Annotated in this window: 22 protein-coding genes, 1 tRNA gene and 1 pseudogene; 12 read left to right on the forward strand and 12 right to left on the reverse strand. The window is 73.6% G+C overall.

The features are described from left to right. Window positions 1-10: 10 nt before the first annotated feature. The 4 genes from A4V12_RS14825 to A4V12_RS14840 form a co-directional block, all read right to left on the reverse strand. Complete coding sequence (locus tag A4V12_RS14825) at window positions 11-466, reverse strand: copper chaperone PCu(A)C (RefSeq protein ID WP_064069803.1); 456 nt, start codon at window positions 464-466, stop codon at window positions 11-13. After that, complete coding sequence (locus tag A4V12_RS14830; protein WP_064069804.1) at window positions 463-1,152, reverse strand: SCO family protein; 690 nt, start codon at window positions 1,150-1,152, stop codon at window positions 463-465. Before A4V12_RS14830 ends, A4V12_RS14825 begins: the two co-directional genes overlap by 4 nt. Before the next feature lie 35 nt (window positions 1,153-1,187). Next, complete coding sequence (locus A4V12_RS14835; protein WP_064069805.1) at window positions 1,188-1,913, reverse strand: YcnI family copper-binding membrane protein; 726 nt, start codon at window positions 1,911-1,913, stop codon at window positions 1,188-1,190. A gap of 83 nt (window positions 1,914-1,996) precedes the next feature. Further along, the gene (locus A4V12_RS14840) at window positions 1,997-2,785 is read right to left on the reverse strand and encodes a hypothetical protein (RefSeq protein ID WP_064069806.1); all 789 of its coding nucleotides are present in this window, start codon (window positions 2,783-2,785) and stop codon (window positions 1,997-1,999) included. 234 nt (window positions 2,786-3,019) lie between these two features. On the opposite strand from A4V12_RS14840, the gene A4V12_RS14845 reads away from it, so the two are divergent. Then, a complete protein-coding gene (locus A4V12_RS14845) occupies window positions 3,020-3,472 on the forward strand; it encodes an ATP-binding protein (RefSeq protein ID WP_064069807.1) in 453 nt (150 codons plus the stop codon). Window positions 3,473-3,539: 67 nt separating this feature from the next. On the opposite strand, the gene A4V12_RS14850 is transcribed toward A4V12_RS14845, so the two are convergent. After that, a complete protein-coding gene (locus A4V12_RS14850) occupies window positions 3,540-5,003 on the reverse strand; it encodes an aminopeptidase P family protein (RefSeq protein ID WP_064069808.1) in 1,464 nt (487 codons plus the stop codon). A 113-nt stretch (window positions 5,004-5,116) separates the two neighbouring features. Next, entirely contained in the window at window positions 5,117-6,625 is a 1,509-nt protein-coding gene (locus A4V12_RS14855) for a PP2C family protein-serine/threonine phosphatase (protein WP_079137046.1), read from the reverse strand. A 531-nt stretch (window positions 6,626-7,156) separates the two neighbouring features. On the opposite strand from A4V12_RS14855, the gene A4V12_RS14860 reads away from it, so the two are divergent. Together A4V12_RS14860 and A4V12_RS38020 are read left to right on the forward strand one after the other, a co-directional pair. Then, a complete protein-coding gene (locus tag A4V12_RS14860) occupies window positions 7,157-7,858 on the forward strand; it encodes a bifunctional DNA primase/polymerase (protein ID WP_064069810.1) in 702 nt (233 codons plus the stop codon). 179 nt (window positions 7,859-8,037) lie between these two features. After that, window positions 8,038-8,616: a hypothetical protein gene (locus A4V12_RS38020; protein WP_064069811.1), complete on the forward strand. Its 579-nt coding sequence runs from the start codon at window positions 8,038-8,040 to the stop codon at window positions 8,614-8,616. 250 nt (window positions 8,617-8,866) lie between these two features. Here the strand turns inward: A4V12_RS38020 and A4V12_RS14870 are convergent, their stop codons facing one another. The 3 genes from A4V12_RS14870 to A4V12_RS14880 form a co-directional block, all read right to left on the reverse strand. Then, complete coding sequence (locus A4V12_RS14870) at window positions 8,867-9,853, reverse strand: DUF5926 family protein (protein WP_064069812.1); 987 nt, start codon at window positions 9,851-9,853, stop codon at window positions 8,867-8,869. 134 nt (window positions 9,854-9,987) lie between these two features. Further along, window positions 9,988-10,608, reverse strand: a complete 621-nt coding sequence (locus tag A4V12_RS14875; protein WP_079137047.1) for an ATP-binding protein — start codon at window positions 10,606-10,608, stop codon at window positions 9,988-9,990. Between the two features lie 53 nt (window positions 10,609-10,661). Beyond that, complete coding sequence (locus A4V12_RS14880) at window positions 10,662-11,462, reverse strand: glycerophosphodiester phosphodiesterase (protein WP_064069814.1); 801 nt, start codon at window positions 11,460-11,462, stop codon at window positions 10,662-10,664. A gap of 222 nt (window positions 11,463-11,684) precedes the next feature. On the opposite strand from A4V12_RS14880, the gene A4V12_RS14885 reads away from it, so the two are divergent. The 5 genes from A4V12_RS14885 to A4V12_RS14905 all read left to right on the forward strand — a co-directional run bounded on the left by A4V12_RS14885 (window position 11,685) and on the right by A4V12_RS14905 (window position 14,496). Then, window positions 11,685-13,121 (forward strand): S1C family serine protease, encoded by a 1,437-nt coding sequence (locus A4V12_RS14885; protein WP_064069815.1) that lies wholly within the window; start codon window positions 11,685-11,687, stop codon window positions 13,119-13,121. 68 nt (window positions 13,122-13,189) lie between these two features. Beyond that, window positions 13,190-13,414, forward strand: coding sequence for a hypothetical protein (locus tag A4V12_RS14890; RefSeq protein WP_064069816.1), 225 nt, complete (start codon window positions 13,190-13,192; stop codon window positions 13,412-13,414). A gap of 67 nt (window positions 13,415-13,481) precedes the next feature. Next, window positions 13,482-13,566 (forward strand) — tRNA-Ser (locus A4V12_RS14895). Between the two features lie 186 nt (window positions 13,567-13,752). Continuing rightward, the gene (locus A4V12_RS14900) at window positions 13,753-13,971 is read left to right on the forward strand and encodes a hypothetical protein (RefSeq protein WP_064069817.1); all 219 of its coding nucleotides are present in this window, start codon (window positions 13,753-13,755) and stop codon (window positions 13,969-13,971) included. A gap of 117 nt (window positions 13,972-14,088) precedes the next feature. Further along, on the forward strand, window positions 14,089-14,496 hold the full coding sequence (locus A4V12_RS14905) for a hypothetical protein (protein WP_064069818.1): 408 nt from the start codon (window positions 14,089-14,091) through the stop codon (window positions 14,494-14,496). Window positions 14,497-14,719: 223 nt separating this feature from the next. Here A4V12_RS14905 and A4V12_RS14910 read toward each other — a convergent pair whose 3' ends face one another. Both A4V12_RS14910 and A4V12_RS14915 read right to left on the reverse strand, forming a co-directional pair. After that, on the reverse strand, window positions 14,720-15,025 hold the full coding sequence (locus tag A4V12_RS14910) for a transcriptional regulator (RefSeq protein ID WP_064069819.1): 306 nt from the start codon (window positions 15,023-15,025) through the stop codon (window positions 14,720-14,722). Continuing rightward, window positions 15,022-15,519, reverse strand: a complete 498-nt coding sequence (locus A4V12_RS14915; RefSeq protein ID WP_064069820.1) for a hypothetical protein — start codon at window positions 15,517-15,519, stop codon at window positions 15,022-15,024. The genes A4V12_RS14910 and A4V12_RS14915 overlap by 4 nt, the downstream gene beginning before the upstream one ends. Before the next feature lie 88 nt (window positions 15,520-15,607). Between A4V12_RS14915 and A4V12_RS38025 the strand changes: the two genes are divergently transcribed. Together A4V12_RS38025 and A4V12_RS14920 are read left to right on the forward strand one after the other, a co-directional pair. Beyond that, complete coding sequence (locus A4V12_RS38025; protein WP_199831292.1) at window positions 15,608-15,769, forward strand: hypothetical protein; 162 nt, start codon at window positions 15,608-15,610, stop codon at window positions 15,767-15,769. Window positions 15,770-15,954: 185 nt separating this feature from the next. Beyond that, a complete protein-coding gene (locus tag A4V12_RS14920) occupies window positions 15,955-16,587 on the forward strand; it encodes a LysE family transporter (RefSeq protein WP_064069821.1) in 633 nt (210 codons plus the stop codon). On the opposite strand, the gene A4V12_RS14925 is transcribed toward A4V12_RS14920, so the two are convergent. Beyond that, window positions 16,547-17,419, reverse strand: coding sequence for a bifunctional DNA primase/polymerase (locus tag A4V12_RS14925; RefSeq protein WP_064069866.1), 873 nt, complete (start codon window positions 17,417-17,419; stop codon window positions 16,547-16,549). The genes A4V12_RS14920 and A4V12_RS14925 overlap by 41 nt on opposite strands. A gap of 1,024 nt (window positions 17,420-18,443) precedes the next feature. Between A4V12_RS14925 and A4V12_RS14930 the strand changes: the two genes are divergently transcribed. Together A4V12_RS14930 and A4V12_RS14935 are read left to right on the forward strand one after the other, a co-directional pair. Beyond that, window positions 18,444-19,010, forward strand: coding sequence for a SigE family RNA polymerase sigma factor (locus tag A4V12_RS14930; RefSeq protein WP_064069822.1), 567 nt, complete (start codon window positions 18,444-18,446; stop codon window positions 19,008-19,010). Between the two features lie 101 nt (window positions 19,011-19,111). Continuing rightward, window positions 19,112-20,720 (forward strand): annotated as a pseudogene (locus A4V12_RS14935) (long-chain fatty acid--CoA ligase). Window positions 20,721-20,727: the final 7 nt, after the last annotated feature.

Here is a 20,727-nt window from a genome sequence, read left to right on the forward strand (position 1 = left end):
CCCCCGGTGCCTAGTGCTTCGACGGGTTGTGGGTCGCGGCCTCCACGGGGAGGTCCACCTCGATGGGGCCGGACTTCTCGAAGTTCAGCCGTATGCGCACCTTCTCGCCCTGCTTCGGCTGCTTCTTGATGGCCATGAACATGATGTGGTTGCCTCCCCGTTCGAGCTTCAGCTCACCGTCGGCGGGGACGTCGAAGGACTTCACCTGCCGCATCTTCTGGTCCTTGGTCTCGTGGATCTGGACGTCGTCGGAGAGCGGGCTCGTGACGGAGGTGAGCCGGTCCGCGGCGTCACCGCTGTTGGTGACGGTCAGGAAGCCGCCGGCCATGTCGCCCACGGGCTGCGGCATGAAGGCCCCGTGGACCTTCAGCTCCGGCCCGCCGTCCGAGGAGCAGCCGCCCAGCGCCATGGCCCCGGCGAGGGCCACGGCGGTCGACAGGGCGGTCAGGGTGGTGCGGCGGTTCACGGGTTCTCCCCCTTGATGATCTTCGGCAGGTCCTTCTCGTACTCCTCGGCGGTGGTGTCGTCGTCGTAGACGACGTAGCCCTGGTCGGTCCGGGGGGAGAACGCGATCACCTGGGCGCCGTGCATGGAGACGACCGAGCCGTCCTTCTCCTTCTTCGGCGGGTCGATGCCGATGCCGATCTGGCGCGCGCCCGCCTGGATGGTCGGGAAGTCGCCGGTGAGGCCGATGAACGACGGGTCGCCGGCGCCGGGCAGCCACTTGGCGAGCTCGGCGGAGGTGTCCCGCTCGGGGTCGGTGGTGACGAAGACCACCTGGAGCCTGTCCCGGTCTGCCTTGGGGAGTTCCTTGTAGGCCAGCGCGATGTTGCTCATGGTCAGCGGGCAGACGTCGGGGCAGTGGGTGTAGCCGAAGTAGATCAGCGTCGGCCGGCCCTTGGTCCGCTCGCGGAGGTCGTACGCCCGTCCCTTGGTGTCCTTCAGGACGAGGTTGGGCTTCTCGAAGGGCCGGTCCAGCACGGTCGCGGCCTTGTCGGGGGAGGCGGCGACGGACACGCCGGCGGCGTCGCCGGACGTGTCGCCGCCGCCGCACGCCGACAGGGTCAGTGCCGTCACGGCGACGAGCGCGGCCGCGAGCACGGGGGTGCGGCGGCGCGGCCGGGACCGCTCGCCGGTCTTCTGGAGGTGCATGGGGTTTCTCTCTCGGTGTTTCCGGGGGGCGGCCGTCAGGCCGAGCGGCGGCGTCCGGCGAGGACGCCGAAGGCCACGCCGGCGGCGCCGACGAGGATGCCGACGACGCCCAGGACGCGGGCGGTGGTGTCGCTGGAGTCGGCCGCCGCGGCCTTCTCCCGGGCGCCGTGACCCTTGTCGTCCGCCGTGGCGGTCGTGGCGCCGCCGCCGTGGTGGTCGTCCTTCGCCGCGGAGAGCTTCAGGACGGGGGCCGGCGTCTGGGGCTCGGGAGCGCCGTCCTTGGGCTCCTCGATCCAGCGCACGATCTCCTTGTTGTCGTACGTCTGGAGGGCCTTGAAGACGAGCCTGTCGGTGTTCTCGGGGAGCCGGCCGAGGGAGACCGGGAACTGCTGGAACTGCCCGGGGCCGATCTTCGCACCGGCGGCCGTCCAGGTGATCTTGGAGGGCGCCTCGGTGATCTTCTTGCCGTGCACCTCGAGCGGCTTGGCGAGCTTGGCCTTGTCGACCACGACCGTCCAGCCAGGAACCGGCTGCGGCATCACGGAGGCCATCGGCGCGTCGGCCGGGAGGGTCACCTCGAGCTTCACGGTCGAGGCGTTGTCGCGCTCGTTGGGGACCTTGAAGTTCACCGTGGCGTACCCGCCCTTGGCGGCCTCGCCCTGCGGCTGTACGCCGACGTGCGCGAAGGCGGTGCCGGACAGCAGGGCGACGGAGGAGACGGCGATGCCGCCGGCCAGGGCGACACGGGAAGAGACATTCATGACGGAGACACTCCACAGAAGTCGGGGAAGCGGGTGCGTGCGCACGGGCGCACCACGGCGCCACTCCCGTCGAGTGCGCCGTGTCAGGCTGCGAGGGCGTAGAGCAGTACGGCCGGCGGGCCGCGCCTGATCACCGTGTGCTGGAGTGCGTCCGCCGCGGCGGGCGGCGGCGGGTCGTCCTCGGTGCGCGGACGCGCCGGTCCGCCCGCGGGCAGCGCGGGCAGCCCGGCGACCAGGGCGCGTACGAGGGCGAGGGTGGCGCGCAGTGCGCGGACGAGCGCCCCTTCGGCGAGCCCCGCGGCGCCGCGCGTCGACAGCCGGACCAGCTTCAGCAGCGCGAGGTCCCCGCGCCGCAGCAGCCAGCCGGTCGCCACGGCGGCCAGCAGGTGCCCGAGGACCATGGGGAGGCTGGGCCACAGCCCGGCGGCGGGCTCCGCCGCGTGCCCGGCGTGCCCCGCGTGGGGGACGGCGGTGGCCGGATCCAGCCCGGCGCGGGTGACGATCCGGTGCGCGTCGGCGGGGCTCAGCGACGACGCGCCCGCCCCGCACACCAGTTTGGCAGCCATCCGGATCAGTGCGTCGTCCGCCCGTTCGCCGATATCCACCGTGAGCTGCTGCCGCTGTCCGAGCCCGAACAGCGCGTGCAGGCCCAGCTGGCCGCCGGCCAGCGCCGTGGCGATCACGGGGAGCGAACGCTCGCGCCCGGCGAACGGCACGACCGACGCGAACACGCAGAGGAACCCGAGGGCCAGCGTCCACCACGGGACGGTCTCGCAGGCCGCGAGCACATGTCCCAGCGCGGACAGCACGAGGCAGACCGCGGTGAACACCGCGGCCCTCAGCAGCCGCGGACCAGCGGAAGGGGCAGACATGGCCGGGCCATCATCGCACTGCGCCCCTTCCCTCCACACGGCAGGTCCGGAAGGTCACCGTTTCGCCGCCTCGGTCCGCAAGCACCGGACAGAGTCCGACACACGCCGACATACACCGGCGTACGGGCTACGCATATCCGCCGAACGGGGGCTGTCGCGTCAACGCGGCGCTTACCACGCAGAGGTGGGGGCAATACGTAACGGTATGTCGAGCCGCAGCCAGGAGGCTGGAGCATGAGCATCTGGTGGTCTCTCCATTTGCGGCGCGAGGCCGCGAGCGTCCCGCTCGCCCGGCGCCTCCTCCTCGGCACCATGGAGACCGCCGGCGTCGACCCGGAGATCTCCTACGACCTGTCCCTCGCCCTCACCGAGGCGTGCGCCAACGCGGTGGAGCACGGCGGGCGGACGGAGACCGGCGACGTCTGCGCGGAGTACCGCGTCACCGCCTACCTCGACGGCGAGAAGTGCCGGATCGAAGTCGCGGACTCGGGCCCCGGCTTCCCGTCCGGACCGGCGCCCACGGTCCGCAGGACCGCCCCGGAGGCCGAGAACGGACGGGGCCTGCGCCTCATCGAGGAGCTGGCCGACCACGTCCACTTCGGCAACAGATCGGGACGCGGCGGCGCGGTCGTCAGCTTCGACAAGATCGTCAAGTGGCGTACGGACGCCCCGCTCGTGGCGTCCTGACGGGCCCCGTGCGAAGGCCCCCCGCCCGGAGACACCGGCGGGGGGCCTTCGCACGCGTGGCGCGGACTCAGCCCTTCAGGCCCGCCATCCACGCCTCGACCTCGTCCGACCGGCGCGGCAGCGCGGCCGACAGGTTCCGGTTGCCGTCCTCCGTGACCAGGATGTCGTCCTCGATCCGGACGCCGATGCCCCGGTACTCCTCCGGCACCGTCAGGTCGTCCGCCTGGAAGTACAGGCCCGGCTCGACGGTCAGGCACATGCCCGGCTCCAGCACGCCGTCCACGTACGTCTCGGTCCGCGCGGCCGCGCAGTCGTGCACGTCCATGCCGAGCATGTGACCGGTGCCGTGCAGGGTCCACCGGCGCTGGAGGCCCAGCTCCAGGACCTTCTCGACGTCCATGTCGCCGAGCAGGCCCCAGGACACCAGCCGCTCGGCCAGCACCCGCTGCGCGGCGTCGTGGAAGGCGCGGTACGGAGCGCCCGGCCGCACCGCCGCGATGCCCGCCTCCTGGGCGTCGTACACCGCGTCGTAGATCTTGCGCTGGAGCTCGGTGAACCGGCCGTTGATCGGCAGCGTCCGCGTCACGTCGGCCGTGTACAGGGTCGTCGTCTCCACGCCCGCGTCCAGCAGCAGCAGCTCGCCGGAGCGGACCGGGCCGTCGTTGCGCACCCAGTGCAGGGTCGTGGCGTGCGGTCCGGCCGCGCAGATCGAGCCGTAGCCGATGTCGTTGCCCTCGACGCGGGCGCGCAGGAAGAAGGTGCCCTCGATGTACCGCTCGCTGGTCGCCTCGGCCTTGTCCAGGACGCGGACGACGTCCTCGAAGCCGCGCGCGGTCGAGTCGCAGGCGCGCTGCAGCTCGCCGATCTCGAACTCGTCCTTCACCAGGCGCGCCTCGGAGAGGTACACCCGCAGCTCCTCGTCGCGCTCGGCGGTGACCTTGTCGGTCAGGGCCGCCTCGATGCCCGCGTCGTGACCGCGCACCACGCGCACCGGGCCGGTCGCCTCCTTCAGGGCGGCCGGCAGCTCGCGCACGTCCTTGGCCGGGATGCCGAGCAGCTGCTCCGCCTCGGTCAGCGAGTGCCGGCGGCCCACCCACAGCTCGCCCTGGCCGTCCAGCCAGAACTCGCCGTTCTCCCGGTCGGAGCGCGGCAGCAGGTAGATCGTCGCCGCGTGGCCGCCGGCCTTGCGCGGCTCCAGCACCAGCACGCCGTCGTGGGTGTGGTCACCGGTGAGGTACGCGTACTCCGTCGACGGGCGGAAGGCGTACTCCGTGTCGTTGGAGCGGGTCCGCAGGTTGCCCGCGGGGATCACCAGGCGCTCGCCGGGGAAGCGCGCGGACAGCGCCGCGCGGCGGGCGGCGGTGTGGGCCGCCTGGGGAAGGGGCTCCAGGCCGTGCAGCTCGGTGTCGGCCCAGCCGGACTTCATGTTCTCGGCGAGCTCGTCGGACACGCCCGGGTACAGGCCGTTCTTGCGCTGCTTGATCGGCTCGTCGGTCTCTTCCGGGGTCTCCGGGGTGAGCTCTTCGGACACGGGTCCGCCTCCTGATCGATACGACATTCGACCTCCCCCACGCCCTCGGATGTCGGGCAGGGGGGACCGCACTCCATCGTACGGTCGTACGGAGGACCGGCCAGGGGCCCGCGTCACTCGAAGCGGGCGGCCAGCACGACGACGTCCTCGTCCCCGGTACCGCCGTCCGGCAGCACCGTCCGCAGCACGTGGTCGGCGACGGCGCCCGGGTCGGACCGGTCCGCCGCGGGAACGGTCGCCGCGGCCGCGTGCAGCCGCGCGAAGGCCCGGTCCATGGAGTCCCCGGTACGCCGCAGCAGCCCGTCCGTGTAGAGGAGCACCGTCTCGCCCGGCTCGGGCGCCAGCTCCACGCTCGGCGCCTCCCAGCAGGCCAGCATCCCGAGCGGGGCCGACAGGGACGTCTCGACGAACTCGGTCCGCCGCTCGCCCACGATCAGCGGCGGCGTGTGCCCCGCCCCGGCCAGCACGATCCTGCGGTGCGCCGGCTCGGCGTACGCGAAGAGCGCGGTGGCCGACCGGGCCGGCTCGGTCAGCCGCAGCAGCAGCTCCAGGTCGGAGAGGACGGCGACGGGGTCCTCGCCCTCCATCACCGCGTACGCCCGCAGCGAGGCGCGCAGCCGCCCCATCGCGGCCAGCGCGCTCGGCCCCGCCCCGGACACCGACCCGACCGCCAGGCCGAGCGCGCCCTCCGGCAGCGGCAGCGCGTCGTACCAGTCGCCGCCGCCCTGCGGCCCGGTGCGGTGCCGGGCGGCGAGCCGGACGCCCGGGACGCGCGGCAGCCGGCTGGGCAGCAGCTCCTCGGCGATGGTGGCCATCCTGGCGCGGCCGCGCTCCAGCTCCACCAGCCGTGCCAGGTGCTCGGAGGCGTACTGCCCGTAGAGGCCGACCAGGTGGCGCCGCCCCTCGGCGGGTTCGGCGGGCTCGTCGTACAGCCAGACGGCCGCGCCCAGCCGCCCCGCCGTGCCGGTGACGAGCGGAACGGCGTAGCTGGCGGCGTAGCCGAGGCGGGCGGCGACCTCGCGGTGGCGCGGGTCGAGGCCCTCGTCGGCGAAGAGGTCGGGCACGGCGACGGCGCCGGGCCGGCGCCGCTCGGCGAGGGGCTCGTCGGGCAGGTCGTCCAGGATGCGGCCGTAGGAGGTGGCGCTGCGCGGCACGGTCTCGATGGTGCCGATGTCCGCGTGGGCCAGGCCCAGGCCGATGGTGGTGGTGGGGCCGAGGCCGTCCGCGGGTTCGAGGACGGCCATGCCGCGGCGGGCTCCGACGAGTGCGGCGCCGGCGCGCAGCACCTCCCGCAGGGCCTCGTCGACGGTGCCGGTGCGGATGAGCCGTTCGGTGAGTTCGTGGAGCGTGGTGAGGTCGGAGACCCAGCCCGCCAGTCTGTCCTGGATCATCGCGCCGGGCGCGATCGGGGGGGTCGGGAGGCCGGACAGGGGCTCCGCAGTGTGCGCGGGCGCCGGAACAGTTGGATCGATTCCAGCCACTTTCGGCAGGTGAGGGGCGCTCATGGCAGTCGGCTCTTCGACGGGCGCGTTTCGCTGGATAGCATCGCAAACCCCCATGTCAATCTGCGCCGCTGTCACTGGAACCACATCTACACGCAGAAGTGAGGGGATGTCCAGCATTGTCACGGCTCGGGCGCGCAGTATTTACGTGAACCGCAACTTGGCTCAAAAATGCCCCCCATGGACAGGATTTGCGGTCGACTGAGCCCCGTTCGAAAAGGGGTACCCCCAGGGGGCGGCGTCGGTGGACGCGGTCCGAGGGGGCGTCGTTCCGAGTCGGCTGGGTACGTAGACGGTGTCGGCCAGGGGCAGTTGGGGCAAGCCCGGAACCCGGCGGGAAGCCCTGGCGTCCTTGACCCCGAAGGCCGCGCCCCGTCCCCGAGTGGCGGGGAAAGAGAACAGCGGGACCGCCAGTGCGCGCCATGGGTGCGCCACCCCCCGCCACGTGTTGAATGGACGGACACCCGGGCCGCGGCTCGGCCCACGCTCGGCGGGCCCCGGCGGTGTGCCTTGCCGCAGGCGAAGAGAGGCCGGCCCCGTGCCGGCACCGGCACGGGGCGGCGACGCGCCGGACCGTACGCACAGTGAACTGACGCACACCTTTTGTCCATGTGGATGACCTCGGCGTTCAACGGAAAGGAACGAGCGCTCATGCGCGAGATCCTCGGAAGGCGACGCAGGCTCCGGTTCCGGCGCAGGAGGAGGCCCGTCCACCTGGACGCAGCGCTCCTGTGCGCCACCGAGTGGGACTGGCCCGTACTCCCCGGCGTGGGGCTCGAGGCGGCCGGGGGCGGCGCCGCGGGACGGGGCCGCGGCGACCGGGAACGCGGCTGTGCCTGTCCCGACCCCGAGTGCGTCGTACCCGGCGCACACCCCTTCGACCCCGGCCTCCTCGCGGCCTCCACCGACGAGCGCCTGGTGCGCTGGTGGTGGGGCAACCGCCCCGACGCCCCGGTCGTGCTCGCCACCGGCGGCCGCGCGCCGTGCGCGGTGAGCCTGCCCGCCGTCGCGGCGGCGCGGGCGCTGGGCGTGCTCGACCGGCGGGAGATGCGGCTCGGACCGGTGGTGGCGACGCCCACCCGCTGGTCCCTGCTGGTCGCCCCGTACACCCTCGAACAGCTGGGGGAGCTGCTGTACGTGAAGGACTGCGTGCCCAGCTCCCTGCGCTTCCACGGGGAGGGCGGCTACCTCGTGCTGCCGCCCTCGGAGACCGGGACCGGGCAGGTGCGCTGGGAACGCGCGCCGCTCGCCGGGTCCGCGTCCCCCTGGCTCCCGGACGTGGAGGCTGTCGTGGACGCGCTCGTCGAGGCGAGCACCAGCGCCCCGGACGGCGGCAGCCGGCTGCGTTACTGAGTCCCCGCCGCCCGCCGTCACCACCCCGGCCCCGCCGCCACCCGTGCGTCACTCGTACGGGTGCGAGCGGGGCCGAGTTGTACGGGATTCGGGCGCGCGGCCCCCGGGACGGCCGCGTCCCGTCGCTATCGTCGCCCCACCGTCATGTTTTCCCGGCCAGTTGGGCAGGTGGGGTCCCCATGAATCTCCGCGTGATCGGGCTCGGGGCCGTGGTGCTGGCCGCCGCGCTGCTGTCGCCGGCCGCCTCCGCCGGACCGGCCGGCGCACCCGCCGCACCGGCCGGTCCGGCGGGCGCGGGCGGGGCCCCGGGGAAGGCGCCCGGGAGGGCACTCACGGAGGCGCCGGAGAAGGTGTCCGGGGAAGCGCCGGGGGAGGCGCCCGCGGAGGCGTCGGCACTTCTGGCCGGAATCGATGCCCCGCCGGCCGCCGGCACGGCTACCTGCGGGCCGGAGGTGGCCTCGCCGGACGGGGTGGAGGCGCAGACCTGCGTCCTGACCGAGGGCCGCGACACCTGGGCGCGCACGTACTACCGCAACGCGACCGGCGAGGAACTCGGCGCCGTACTCACCTTGATGGCGCCCGGCGGACGCACCGTACAAGCGCATTGCGAGGTGCGGGCGGAAGACGAACCGGGTGTTTGCGAGACGCCCGCGGAGCCGTCACGCGGGACTTCCGCCGAATACACGGCAGTGGCGGAGTTCGCGGAGAGCGGGGAAAGTCCGCTGCTGCTGCGGTCGGGGAGCAACTCCGCCTCGTAGCGCGCGAGTTGGGGCGCCGGGGCGGAAGGGTCCATTCCGCGGAAATGGAAGGGCCCGGTCGCTGGCGACGGGGGATGCACCAGCGACCGGGCTTCAAGCACCGTAACAAGAGATCGGCTGTTCGCAAATTCGATCTCAGTAATTCGGACAGGGATTTACCTTCGGGTACGCGTCATTGTGGCGGAAGTCACCGACCGGTCGGGATGTGCGGCGATTCCGGCTCTGCTAACGGTCCCGGCCGGCCCGCCGGTCAGCTCAGGGTGACCTGGCGGTTGGTGAGGCCGCCGCGTGCCCGCCGCTCCTCCGCCGTCAGCGGCGCGTCGTCGGCGAGCGCGCCCGCGAGCCGCTCCGCGAAGTCGGCGGCCGGCTGCTCGCACTCCTTCGCGCCCATCCCCGTCGGCAGGTCCCACACCGGCACCACGAGCCCGTGCGCACGGAACGAGCCGACCAGCCGGGTGCCGTCGCCGAGGGAGGACCGTCCGGCGGCGTGCAGCCGGGCCAGCGCGTCGAGCAGCTGCTCCTCGGGGTGCGGCATGACCCAGCGCAGGTGGTTCTTCTCGGGCGTCTCGCACCAGTACGCGGCGTCCACGCCGGACAGCCGGACCGTCGGGATCGCGGCGGCGTTGGCCCGCTCCAGGGAGGCGGCCACCTCCGGGGCGGCGCTCTTCTCGGCGTCCGGCACCCAGAACTCGAAGCCCGGGTGGACGACCGGCTCGAAGGCGGCGTCCGCGTCCAGCAGGTCCTGGAGGCGCGGGCCGTCCGCCCGGCTCCCCGCCGGGGCGCCACCGGCCGCGACCGGCGTGCCCGGCTCGGCCTCCAGCGCGCGCCGCAGGGTGTCCGCGAGGTCCCGGCTCAGGTCGCCGGAGGAGGTGTCGTTCTGCAGGGCCAGCAGGACCGAGCCGTCGTCGCGGCGGAGCGCGGGCCAGGCCATGGGCAGCACGGTCGCCAGCGTCACCGAGGGCATGCCCTCGGGCAGGCCGCCCGCGAGGTGCAGCGGCGCGGTGGCGGCCGGGACCAGTTCGCGCAGGGCGACCCAGTCGCACTCGCCGGGCAGGCCCTCGAAGGGACGCTGGACCAGCTCGGTCACCGCGTGCGCGGCCGCCCGGCCGTGACAGGCCTTGTAGCGGCGGCCCGAACCGCAGGGGCAGGGCTCGCGGGCCCCGACGACCGGGATCTCGCCCTCCTTCAGCTGCGCCTGGGGCTTCCCGGCCTTGGTCTGGGGACGCTTCTTGCCCATGGTGTGACTTCTCCCGTAACGGCGGTGCGGCACTGCTGTGTCGGCCGCGAGCCTAGCCGCCCGGGGGCACCGGCCGGGTCACGCGCCGGTGCGCCGCCCGGGGGCGTCCGCCGGTGGCCGCCCGCCCGGGAGGGTCAGTCGACGTCCTCGAAGGTGTCGTACACCCCGTACGCGTCCAGGAAGTCGAAGCCGGGAGCCGTGACGCGCGTAGCGAAGTCGTCGCGCCGGTGCCCTCCCGTGAGGACCACCCACACCGTCACCTCGCCCGCCGCGCTGTCCCGTACGCCCCAGTCCTGGGCGAGCGCACTGATGATGTTGAGCCCCCGGCCGCCGCGCGCGGTCACCGAGGGCGTCGACGGAACCGGTCGGGTGGGACCACCCCCGTCCGTCACCTCGACGGTCAGCGAGCCCCGTTCGTCGACGCGCCAGGCGGCGCGGACGTCGCCGTCGCCCACCTCCACGCCCCGGCCCAGCGGTCTGCCGTGCCGACAGGAATTGCTGAGCAGTTCGGACAGGACCAGTACGGCGTCGTCGACGACCGATTCGGCCACACCGCCGCGGCGGAGCTCCTCCCGCATGCGGTGCCTCGCCTCACCCACGCCCGCAGGGCCATGGGGTACGGCCATGCTCGACGACGTGGGCACCTCCTGTGCCACCACCAACGCCACCCCCGAGACCTCCTTTGCCCCACGCCACGGTGTGGATGCCCCAATGGACTGGACCGGAAACCGGCCAACCGGTGCGCAGTGACGCACCTGTCACGGACCGGTACGCAGCGCACGCGTCCGGGCGCGGGGCGTGACGGAGGTCAGAGCCGTCCCAGCTGGGACAGGACCTGTTTGGGGCGGTTGGTGATGATCGCGTCCACTCCGAGCCGGGCGCACAGCTCCACGTCCTCCGGCTCGTTCACCGTCCAGACATGGACACGGTGACCCGCCCGGTGCAGCCGCGCGACATACCCCGGGTTGCCGCGGACGATCCGGAGGGAGGGCCCGGCGATCCGGGACCCGGCGGGCAGTCGCCCGTCGCGGATCCGCGGGGTGACGAACTGCATCAGGTACACGGTCGGCACGGCGGGCGCGGCGGCGGCGACCCGGTGCAGCGAGCGGGCGGAGAAGCTCATGATCCGTACCGGGGTGGTGGTGCCCGCGCGGGGCCGGGCCAGCCCGTAGCGCTCCAGCAGCTCCACCAGCCGCGCCTCCACCTGGCCGGCCCAGCGCGTGGGGTGCTTGGTCTCGATGGCCAGCTCGACGCGCCGCCCGGCGTCCGCCACGAGCGCGAGCAGCCGTTCGAGGGTCAGTACGGAGGTGTACTCCGGGTCGCCCCAGTCCGGGCTCTCGTTCGGGTCCTTCCAAGCGCCGAAGTCCAGCGCGGCCAGATCGGCCAGCTCCAGCGTGGAGACGGCGCCGCGTCCGTTGGAGGTGCGGTTCACGCGGCGGTCGTGGACACAGACGAGGTGGCCGTCGGCGGTGAGCCGGACGTCGCACTCGAGGGCGTCGGCGCCGTCCTCGATCGCCTTCATGTACGCGGCCAGGGTGTGCTCGGGCGCGTCCTCGGAGGCGCCCCGGTGGGCGACGACCTGAATCGTGTGCTGGCGTGCGTGGGTCACCGCGACATGGTGCCACCGCTGTTCGGCCCTCCACGACGGGCATCCCTTTTGTCGGAGATAAAGGATGGCCCGCGGACGCACAGGTCCGGCTTACAGTGGCCTGACGGGCGGTGGGAAAAGCTGACCGCATACACCTGCCCAGCGGACTCTCGCCGAGACGCCGACGAGGACGCGGACGACGCAGACGACGCAGACGACGTGGAACCCCGAGGAGAACGAGCTGTGAGCACCGAGAACGAGGGCAACGCGGTCCCGGCCGCCCCGTCCGTACCTCCCGTGCCGCCCTCTTCGTCCGCGCCGGCGGAGGACGCCCACGGGACGGCAGCGCCGGAACCACCCCGCACGCCCCCGCACACGCCCCCGTACGACCCGGCGGGCGCCGCCGCGCCGACGCGCGCCCATGACGTGCCGCCGCCCCACGCCCCCCACACGCCTCCCGCCCCGCCCACGGGCACGGGCTGGCCCGCCCCGCCGCCCCCGCCCGCCTGGGGCGCGCCGCTCCCGCCCTCCTCCGAGCCGCCGCGCAAACGTTCCGGCGGCGGACTGGTCGCGGCCCTCCTGGTGGCCGCCCTGGTCGCCGGCGGCATCGGCGGCGGCGTCGGCTACTGGGCGGCCGAGCAGAACGACGGCTCCAGCAGCTCCACCACCGTCGCGGCGGGCGAGGCCCCGGCCGACTTCGCGCGCGAGCCGGGCTCGGTCGCCGCGGTCGCGGGCAAGGCCCTGCCGAGCGTCGTCACCATCGAGGCCAAGGCCGGCGGCTCGGCGGCCGAGGGCGGCACCGGCACCGGGTTCGTGTACGACAAGGAAGGCCACATCCTCACCAACAACCACGTGGTGGCCTCCGCCGCGGAGGGCGGCACCCTCTCCGCGACCTTCTCCGACGGCAAGACGTACGACGCCGAGGTCGTCGGCCGCGCCCAGGGCTACGACGTCGCCGTGCTCAAGCTCAAGAAGGCCCCCTCCGGTCTCGCCCCGCTCCCGCTGGGCAACTCCGAGAGGGTGGCCGTCGGCGACTCGACCATCGCGATCGGCGCGCCCTTCGGCCTGTCCAACACCGTCACCACCGGCATCATCAGCGCCAAGAACCGCCCGGTGGCCTCCGGCGACGGCAGCGGCGCCGGCCGCAACTCGTACATGAGCGCCCTCCAGACCGACGCCTCCATCAACCCGGGCAACTCCGGCGGCCCCCTGCTGGACGCGCGCGGCGCCGTGATCGGCATCAACTCCGCCATCCAGTCGGCGGGCAGCGGCGGCCTCGGCCAGTCCCAGGCGGGCTCCATCGGCCTCGGCTTCGCCATCCCGATCAACCAGGCCAAGGGCGTCGCCGACCAGCTGATCAGGACCGGCGAGCCGGTCTACCCGGTGATCGGCGCCACCGTGAACATGGCCGAGGGCGGCACCGAGGGTGCCCGTATCGCCCCCGAGGGCGAGGGCGGCACCCCGGCGGTCGTCCCGGGCGGCCCCGCCGCGAAGGCGGGCCTCAAGGCGGGCGACGTGATCGTCAAGTTCGGCGACCGGACCATCGACAGCGGCCCGACGCTGATCAGCGAGATCTGGACCCACAAGCCGGGCGACCGGGTCACCCTCACCTACGAGCGCGGCGGCAAGAGCGCGACGGCCGAGGTCACCCTGGGCGAGCGCAAGGGCGACAGCGGCTGACGGACGCCTCGTCACCCGGCTCCCGGCCCCGGCGTGCCGGGCGCCGGGCGCCGGGCCACAGTGGGGTCATGACCGCAGACCAGCCGCCCGTGACCGTGTCCCCGCCCAACGGCTCCGGCGGCCGCACCGTCCACACCGACGGCACCCTCCTGGGCCTCGCCCACAGCGTCGCCGACCTCGTCGACCTGCTGAGCGGTGTGGGCCTGGAACTGGGCCCGGACGAAGTGGCCACCACCCGCCTCATCCACTGGCAGGGCGGCGGCCCCGCGGTCTGGGCCGAGTCACCCCCCTGACCCACCCGCCCCCCACCCCCCAACCGGTAGGCTGTAGCCCGCTCCACCGTAGGTGCGGCGGAGCGTGGGTGGGTTGCCCGAGCGGCCTAAGGGAACGGTCTTGAAAACCGTCGTGGCGCGAGTCACCGTGGGTTCAAATCCCACACCCACCGCACGCGAAGCGGCCCCTGACCAAGCACATCGGTCGGGGGCCGCTCGGCCGTGCGGCGCCGTCACCCGGCGACCGCTGCCGACTGTCCCGCGTGTCGCTTGCGGGGGCGCGGGTGCCGGGTGGGACGGAACCTTGCCGATCGGTCGGACGTCCTACAGGGCGAGGACGTCCGCGAGAGGGAGTTGCCATGCCGGTGAACGACCCGAAGAAGCTCGAGACCACCCTTGGTGACGGACGGCGCGTGACGCTGTCGCTGCCGCCGACCGATGCCCTGTGGGCCGCCGACGGGGTGGGCGCGCTGCGCGCCGTTCCCGCCACGCACACAGGACGCGGCGAGGAGCCGCCCGCCCTCCCGGCGCGGCCCGTACTCCCCCTGGAAGTGGCGCTGTTGGGGCTCGGCGTCTAGAGCCAGACGGCGGCTGCCGAACGCGACCTGGGGAGCACGGCGCGCAGACGCCGAGAACGGTTATGAGCCGCGCGTGATGCGGGGCGCCGCCAGTTGGCAAGGAGTGCTCAGTTGCGTGTGAAGAGGATTGTCCCGCTGCTCCTCGTTCCGGTACTTCTGTCCGGCTGCGGACTGCTGGAGGAGGCGCCGAGCGGAGACAGGGTCGCACCACCGCAACTGCCCGCTGTGCAGAACGAAGGCAAGGCTGTCTCCGATGCCGAATCGTTTGCAGCCTGGGTGTCGGAGAAGGGCAGTAAGGAACAGCAAGATGCAGTCATCGGCCATGTGTCGATGATGTGGGGCGATTGGAACACCCCAGGCGAGTTGGGGTTTGTGGTCACCGACCACACCCAGAAGGCTCCGGCCGAGACGGTGGCCGAGGCGTTCGCCGGGTGGGAGGACAACGTCGACACCACGGTGCGGGCTGCTGTCTACGGAAAAGGTGGAGAACTGCTGCATGTGACCGAGCCGAAGCCTGGGTCGTAGTTTCAGCGGTATCCGCGTCGCTGGCCTAGGCCGACTGGTCGATGACCGAACCTCTGAAGTGCGGGCGCCTTCCCCGGGCGGTTCACGGCGCCACCCTCGGCGGCGATGGTGAGGGTGGCGCTGTCTCGCTGGGGTCGTGTGTCGAGGGCTTGAGGCCGGGTGCCTTTCAGTGTCCTTCTGGCGGCGTCTGGTCTCCAGGGGGAGTCATCAGCCCGTCGGGCGGTCAGGAGCCGACGATGGCGCGGAGGGCGGCGAGGTGGGCGTGGTAGGCGTCGCGGCCCGGGCGGGTCAGGCGGAGCCAGACGCGGGCGCGGGTGTCGCGCACCGCCTTGCGCTGCTCGACGTAGCCGGCGTCCGCCAGCACGGTGACGTGCTTGCTCAGGACCGAGGCGGAGACGCCCAGTTGCTGCTGGACCGTGGCGAACTCGGCCTCCCCGGCGGTGTCCAGGAGGGCGCAGATCCGCAGGCGGTTGGGGGCGTGGATGGTGGTGTCGAAGCCGTCCATGGGGTCGGGCGCGGGACTGCTCATGAGGCCTTCCGGTGCAGGCGGACGAAGACGAGGTGGAAGGCGATCGACGTCGCGGCCCCGACGGCCGACGCGGCGAACAGCCAGAGCGGTTCACGGGTGGCCCGGAAGACCAGGGCCGATCCCAGGAGCACCACGGGCAGCCCGATCACCAGCGGCAGCGTGACGTTCCTCGGGAGGACGTCGAAGCGGAGCGCCACGCCGGTCTTCTTCCGCCAGTTGGAGGCCGCCACCACGAACAGCGACAGGTACGCCGCCGTCATCACCACCATGATCACGCTCCAGGTGCCCTGGGGCAGCAGCCAGTCGTGGCGGGCCAGCGTGCCTCCGTACACGGGCGGTACGGCGGCGGTGTAGAGCGTGAGCGCGGCGGCGAACCAGCGCGGCCAGGGGGTGGCTGCGAGGGCGGTCGCCGACGCCTTGACCTGCTCGGCGTCGGAGAGGGCGGCGAGCGCCTCCTGTGCGGTCGGACGGATGGCATCCCCGTTGGTTTCCATGATGGAAACTTTAGGGGTGAGTTTCCGGTGTGGCAAGTCTTGATTTTCCGAAGCGGAAAGTGTCAGAGCGCGGCGCTAGAGTCGTCGTATGGGGGATTTCGCCAGTCAGAACCGGACCGTGCTGTGCAAGTCGTGTCACCGGCCGCTCCGTCAGAACCGCCGTTGGTTTCCGCAGCAGTACTGCAACCGCTGGCACAAGGTGCGGCACCGGGTGGCCGAGTTCGTCGGCGGCGTGATGGAGAACGTGTAGCGCGCCCGTAGGCGGGTGAGCGCGGAGCGGGCGGGGCAAAACCCGTTGCCCGGGCGGACGCGGCCGCGCCAGCATCGGGCCATGGACTCCTCGACGCTCCACCCCGTGCCGCTGACCGCCGCCGCCCGATCGGCGCGCGGGCAGCAGCAGCGCGGGTCCCGGCGGAGGCCGGCTGCCGCGCCGTCGTGATCGGCGCGCTGGTCGCGGGGGCGCTCGCCGGGTACGGGATCGCCGTGCCGGTGGGGGCCGTCGGGGCGTACCTGGTGGCGCTCACCGCGCGGACGTCCTGGCGGGTCGGCGCGTGCGCCGCGCTCGGGGTGGCCACCGCCGACGGGCTGTACGCAGCGGTCGCCGCCGTCGGAGGAACGGCCCTGGCGCCGCTCGTGGAGCCGGTGTCGGTGCCCCTGCGCCGGCTGTCGGCCCTGGTCCTGCTGGTGCTGGCGGTCCACGGCGGTGTCGTGGCGATCCGGCGGTACCGGGCGCGGCGGGCGGCGGAGCGGGACGACGAGGCGCCGGTCGGACCCCTGCGGGCGTACCTGGCGCTCCTGGGCCTCACGGTGCTCAACCCCATGACCGTCGTCTACTTCGCGGCGCTGGTGATCGGCGGCCGCACCGCCGGCACCCCGGGCCCGCTGGAGCAGGGCGCCTTCGTGCTCGCCGCCTTCCTCGCGTCGGCCAGCTGGCAGCTGCTGCTGGCCGGGGGCGGGGCGCTGCTGGGCAGGGCGCTGACCGGGCGCCGGGGGCGGCTCGCCACCGCCCTGGCCTCCAGCGCCCTGATCACCGCGCTCGCGGGGCACCTGCTCCTCGCGGCGCCGTGAACCGGGCGGCCGAGGCGACGGTGGCGCGGGCCTCGTGGGCGGTGAGCCCGGTCCGTACGGCGGCCTCGGTGAGGGCGTCCGCCAGGGCGTCGCCGATGCCGCTCTCGTACGCCCGGCACGCCGCCCAGAACAGCCGGGCGTTGCGCCGGCCCTCCCGGGCGGCGAGGACGAACCCGACCAGCCCCTCGCCCCGCGGTCCGGGTCGCCCCCCGCGGGCGCGCGCGGGAGGCCGCGGCGGGGGGACCAGCAGGCGCAGGAGGGCCGGCGGGCAGGCCGCCGGGGGCAGGGCGGGCGTGCCGGGCGCCAGGCGGTAGGCGCCGCGCGCGGTCACCGAGCCGGGTCCGGCCAGGTAGCCGCCGAAGCCGCGGATGTCGATGCCCGGGGCGAGGCGCCCGGCCGAGTTCGGGACGACGACGCCGGGCGGGCCGGCCAGCCAGAGGTGCCGTCCGCCGCTGGGGGTCAGCACGGTGACCGTCCCCGGAACCGGGAAGCCGTGCTCCCGGGCGAGGTGCCGCAGCACGGCGGGGTCCGTGTCGAGGTCGACGCCGATCAGGTGGTGGGGCGGGCGCCCGCACGCGATGCCGTAGCCGGTCGCCCAGGGGGCGAGCGCGAAGAGCGCGCGTACGGCCGCCGGGTCGGTGGTCGCGTCGTGGACGCCGTGTCCGGGCCGGCCGCACTCGCCCCGGCAGCGGACCGGTGCCGGATCGTCGCGGTGGGGCGACGGCAGGGCGGGCAGCTTGGACGGCGACAGGGGAAAGACGGGCAGTCCGCGCTCGGCGGCGGACTGCGCGTACGTCAGGGCCAGGGTGGTGCGCCTTCCGGTGGCGGCCATGGCTCCATGGTCGTACATGCGTTCGACCATGGGAAGGGGGTGGATGTCCGTCGTCGTTCCGCGTCCACCCGAACGGCCGCGAGCCCGGACGGGGGTCCGGCCGCTCGACCGGCCGCGCGCCGGCCGATCGGGCGGTGAGCAGGACTTTCGGGCAGTCGGGGACGTTTATCGCCAAGTCGTCACGCTTGCGAGGGAAATGAGCGGTCCTGCCTGGTTCACAGGGGAATCGGTGGGCAACTCTTTCACCACGAAGCGGGGCGCCCAACCGTCCCGCAACCGGCCGCAGTTGCGCAGAGGACTCCTGGAGGGCATCCATGGCAAGCATCCGCACCGCACGCCTCATCGCCACCGGTCCCTCCGGGCGGCGGGGTGGTACCGCGCACGTGAACGGCCCGGGGCGCACGGTCATTCGCCGGAGCGGCCCCACGGCGGACTTAGCCCACTCCCGGTAGGGCCGGCCCGAGGGAAGGGGCGAGGGGCGGGGGCAGGGGGGCGTAGAACGGGGCGGAGGGGCGGGGGACGAGCGACAGGGGAGGAACGACGGGGGGAGGGGGCGAGCGGAACGGGCGGCCCGTGCGCGGTACTTCGGTACCGGCGCGCGGGCCGCCCGGCGTCGTGGCCGCCGGGCTCGTCGAGCCCGACGACCGGTCAGGGGGCCGCTGGCCGGCTCGGTCGTGACGGGCGCGCCGTACGAGCGGATGAGGGGCGTACGAGGGGCGTACGAGGATGCCGCGCGGCCGCCCGCGCCGTACCGCGACCTGTCCCGCCGGACGCCCCGCGTCGACCCCGCGCCGCCTCCGCGCGGCCGGCTGCCGGCCGGGCGACGGCCCTGGTCGGGGGCGGTGCTGTGACCCGTCCGCCGGACCGGTGACAGGGGTGGCGCCGGCGCCGGACCCTGAGCCGGCGCGCCCCGCCCCTCCACCTCCAGGAGGTCCGGCGGGCGGCGGCAGTACAACCTGAGGCGGACACCGGTTCGGCACCTGTGGGCGATCCCCCGGACGGCGCCCGCTCCTAGCGTGGAGACATGACCGCGACCGCCGGCCCCGTCTGCACCGGGGCGTCCACAGCCGCCACCGGATACCCGTCGTTCTCGTCGTACGTACGAGCCCGTGGACCCGTGCTGCTGCGCACCGCCCGGTCGCTGACCGCCAACCCGAGCGACGCCGAGGACCTGCTGCAGACCGCCCTCGCCAAGACCTACGTCGCATGGGGCGGCATCGAGGACCACCGCGCGCTCGACGGCTACGTACGCCGTGCGCTGCTCAACACCCGTACCTCGCAGTGGCGCAAGCGCAAGGTCGACGAGTTCGCCTGCGACGAGCTGCCCGAGCCGCCGGGGCTGCCGGGGCCCGACCCGGCCGAGCAGCAGGCGCTGCGGGACGCGATGTGGCGCGCGGTGATGAGGCTGCCCGACCGCCAGCGGGCCATGCTGGTGCTCCGGTACTACGAGGACCTCAGCGAGGTCCAGACGGCGGAGGTCCTCGGGGTCTCCGTCGGGACGGTCAAGAGCGCCGTCTCCCGGGCGCTCGGCAAGCTCCGCGAGGACCCGGAACTGTCCCGCGAGAGCCTCGGACCGTCCCCCGTCCGGTGATCCGTCCCAGCCGATCTACTCCCGGGTAGTGACATACCGCGCGGTATGTGCGCAGAATCTCCGCACCGATAGTGTCACGTAGCGCCCAACGGGAGGACGCCGTGCTGAGCACCATGCAGGACGTACCACTGACTGTCACCCGCATCCTCCGCCACGGGATGACGATCCACGGGAAGTCGCGGATCACCACCTGGACCGGCGAGGCCGAGCCGCACCGCCGCAGCTTCGCCGAGGCCGGCGCCCGCGCCACCCAGCTGGCCGGAGCGCTCCGCGACGAGCTCGGCGTCACCGGTGACGAGCGGGTCGCCACGCTCATGTGGAACAACGCCGAGCACGTCGAGGCGTACCTGGCGATCCCCTCCATGGGCGCCGTCCTGCACACCCTGAACCTGCGCCTGCCCGCCGAGCAGCTGGTCTTCATCGTCAACCACGCCGCCGACCGGGTCGTGCTGGTCAACGGCAGCCTCCTCCCGCTCCTCGCCCCGCTCCTCCCGCACCTGCCGACGATCGAGCACGTCGTGGTCTCGGGTCCGGGCGACCGCTCGCTCCTCGACGGCGCCGCGCCCGCCGTCCACGAGTACGAGGAGCTCATCGCCGGCCGCCCGACCACGTACGACTGGCCCGAGCTGGACGAGCGCGCGGCCGCGGCCATGTGCTACACCTCCGGCACCACCGGCGACCCCAAGGGCGTCGTCTACTCGCACCGCTCCATCTACCTGCACTCGATGCAGGTGAACATGACGGAGTCGATGGGCCTGACGGACAAGGACACCACCCTGGTGGTCGTGCCGCAGTTCCACGTCAACGCCTGGGGCCTGCCCCACGCCACCTTCATGACCGGCGTCAACATGCTGATGCCCGACCGCTTCCTCCAGCCCGCCCCGCTCGCCGAGATGATCGAGCGCGAGAGGCCCACGCACGCGGCGGCCGTCCCGACCATCTGGCAGGGCCTCCTCGCCGAGGTCACCGCCAACCCCCGCGACCTGTCCGCCGTCCCTCATGGAGGCCTACGACAAGCTCGGCGTCCGCCTCTGCCACGCCTGGGGCATGACCGAGACGTCCCCGCTGGGCACCATGGCCAACCCGCCGGCCGGCCTCACCGCGGAGGAGGAGTGGCCCTACCGCGTCACCCAGGGCCGCTTCCCCGCCGGAGTCGAGGGCCGGCTCGTCGGACCCGGCGGCGACGTCCTGCCCTGGGACGGCGAGTCCGCCGGCGAGCTGGAGGTCCGCGGCCCGTGGATCGCGGGCGCCTACTACGGCGGGGCGGCCGGGGAACCCCTGCGGCCCGAGGACAAGTTCACCGCGGACGGCTGGCTCAAGACCGGCGACGTCGGCGTGATCAGCCCCGACGGCTTCCTCACCCTCACCGACCGGGCCAAGGACGTCATCAAGTCGGGCGGCGAGTGGATCTCCTCCGTGGAGCTGGAGAACGCGCTCATGGCCCACCCGGAGGTCGCGGAGGCGGCCGTCGTCGCCGTACCGGACGACAAGTGGGGCGAGCGGCCCCTGGCGACGGTCGTCCTCAAGGAGGGCGCCACCGCGGACTACGAGACGCTGCGCGCCTTCCTCGGCGAGTCGATAGCGAAGTGGCAGCTCCCCGAGCGCTGGGCGATCATCCCGGCCGTGCCGAAGACGAGCGTGGGCAAGTTCGACAAGAAGGTCATCCGCCGCCAGTACGCCAACGGGGAACTGGACGTCACCCAGCTCTGACCCGTAC

Origin of the sequence: Streptomyces noursei (assembly GCF_001646665.1) — a bacterium.
In the GTDB taxonomy this organism is placed as follows: domain Bacteria; phylum Actinomycetota; class Actinomycetes; order Streptomycetales; family Streptomycetaceae; genus Streptomyces; species Streptomyces lavendulocolor.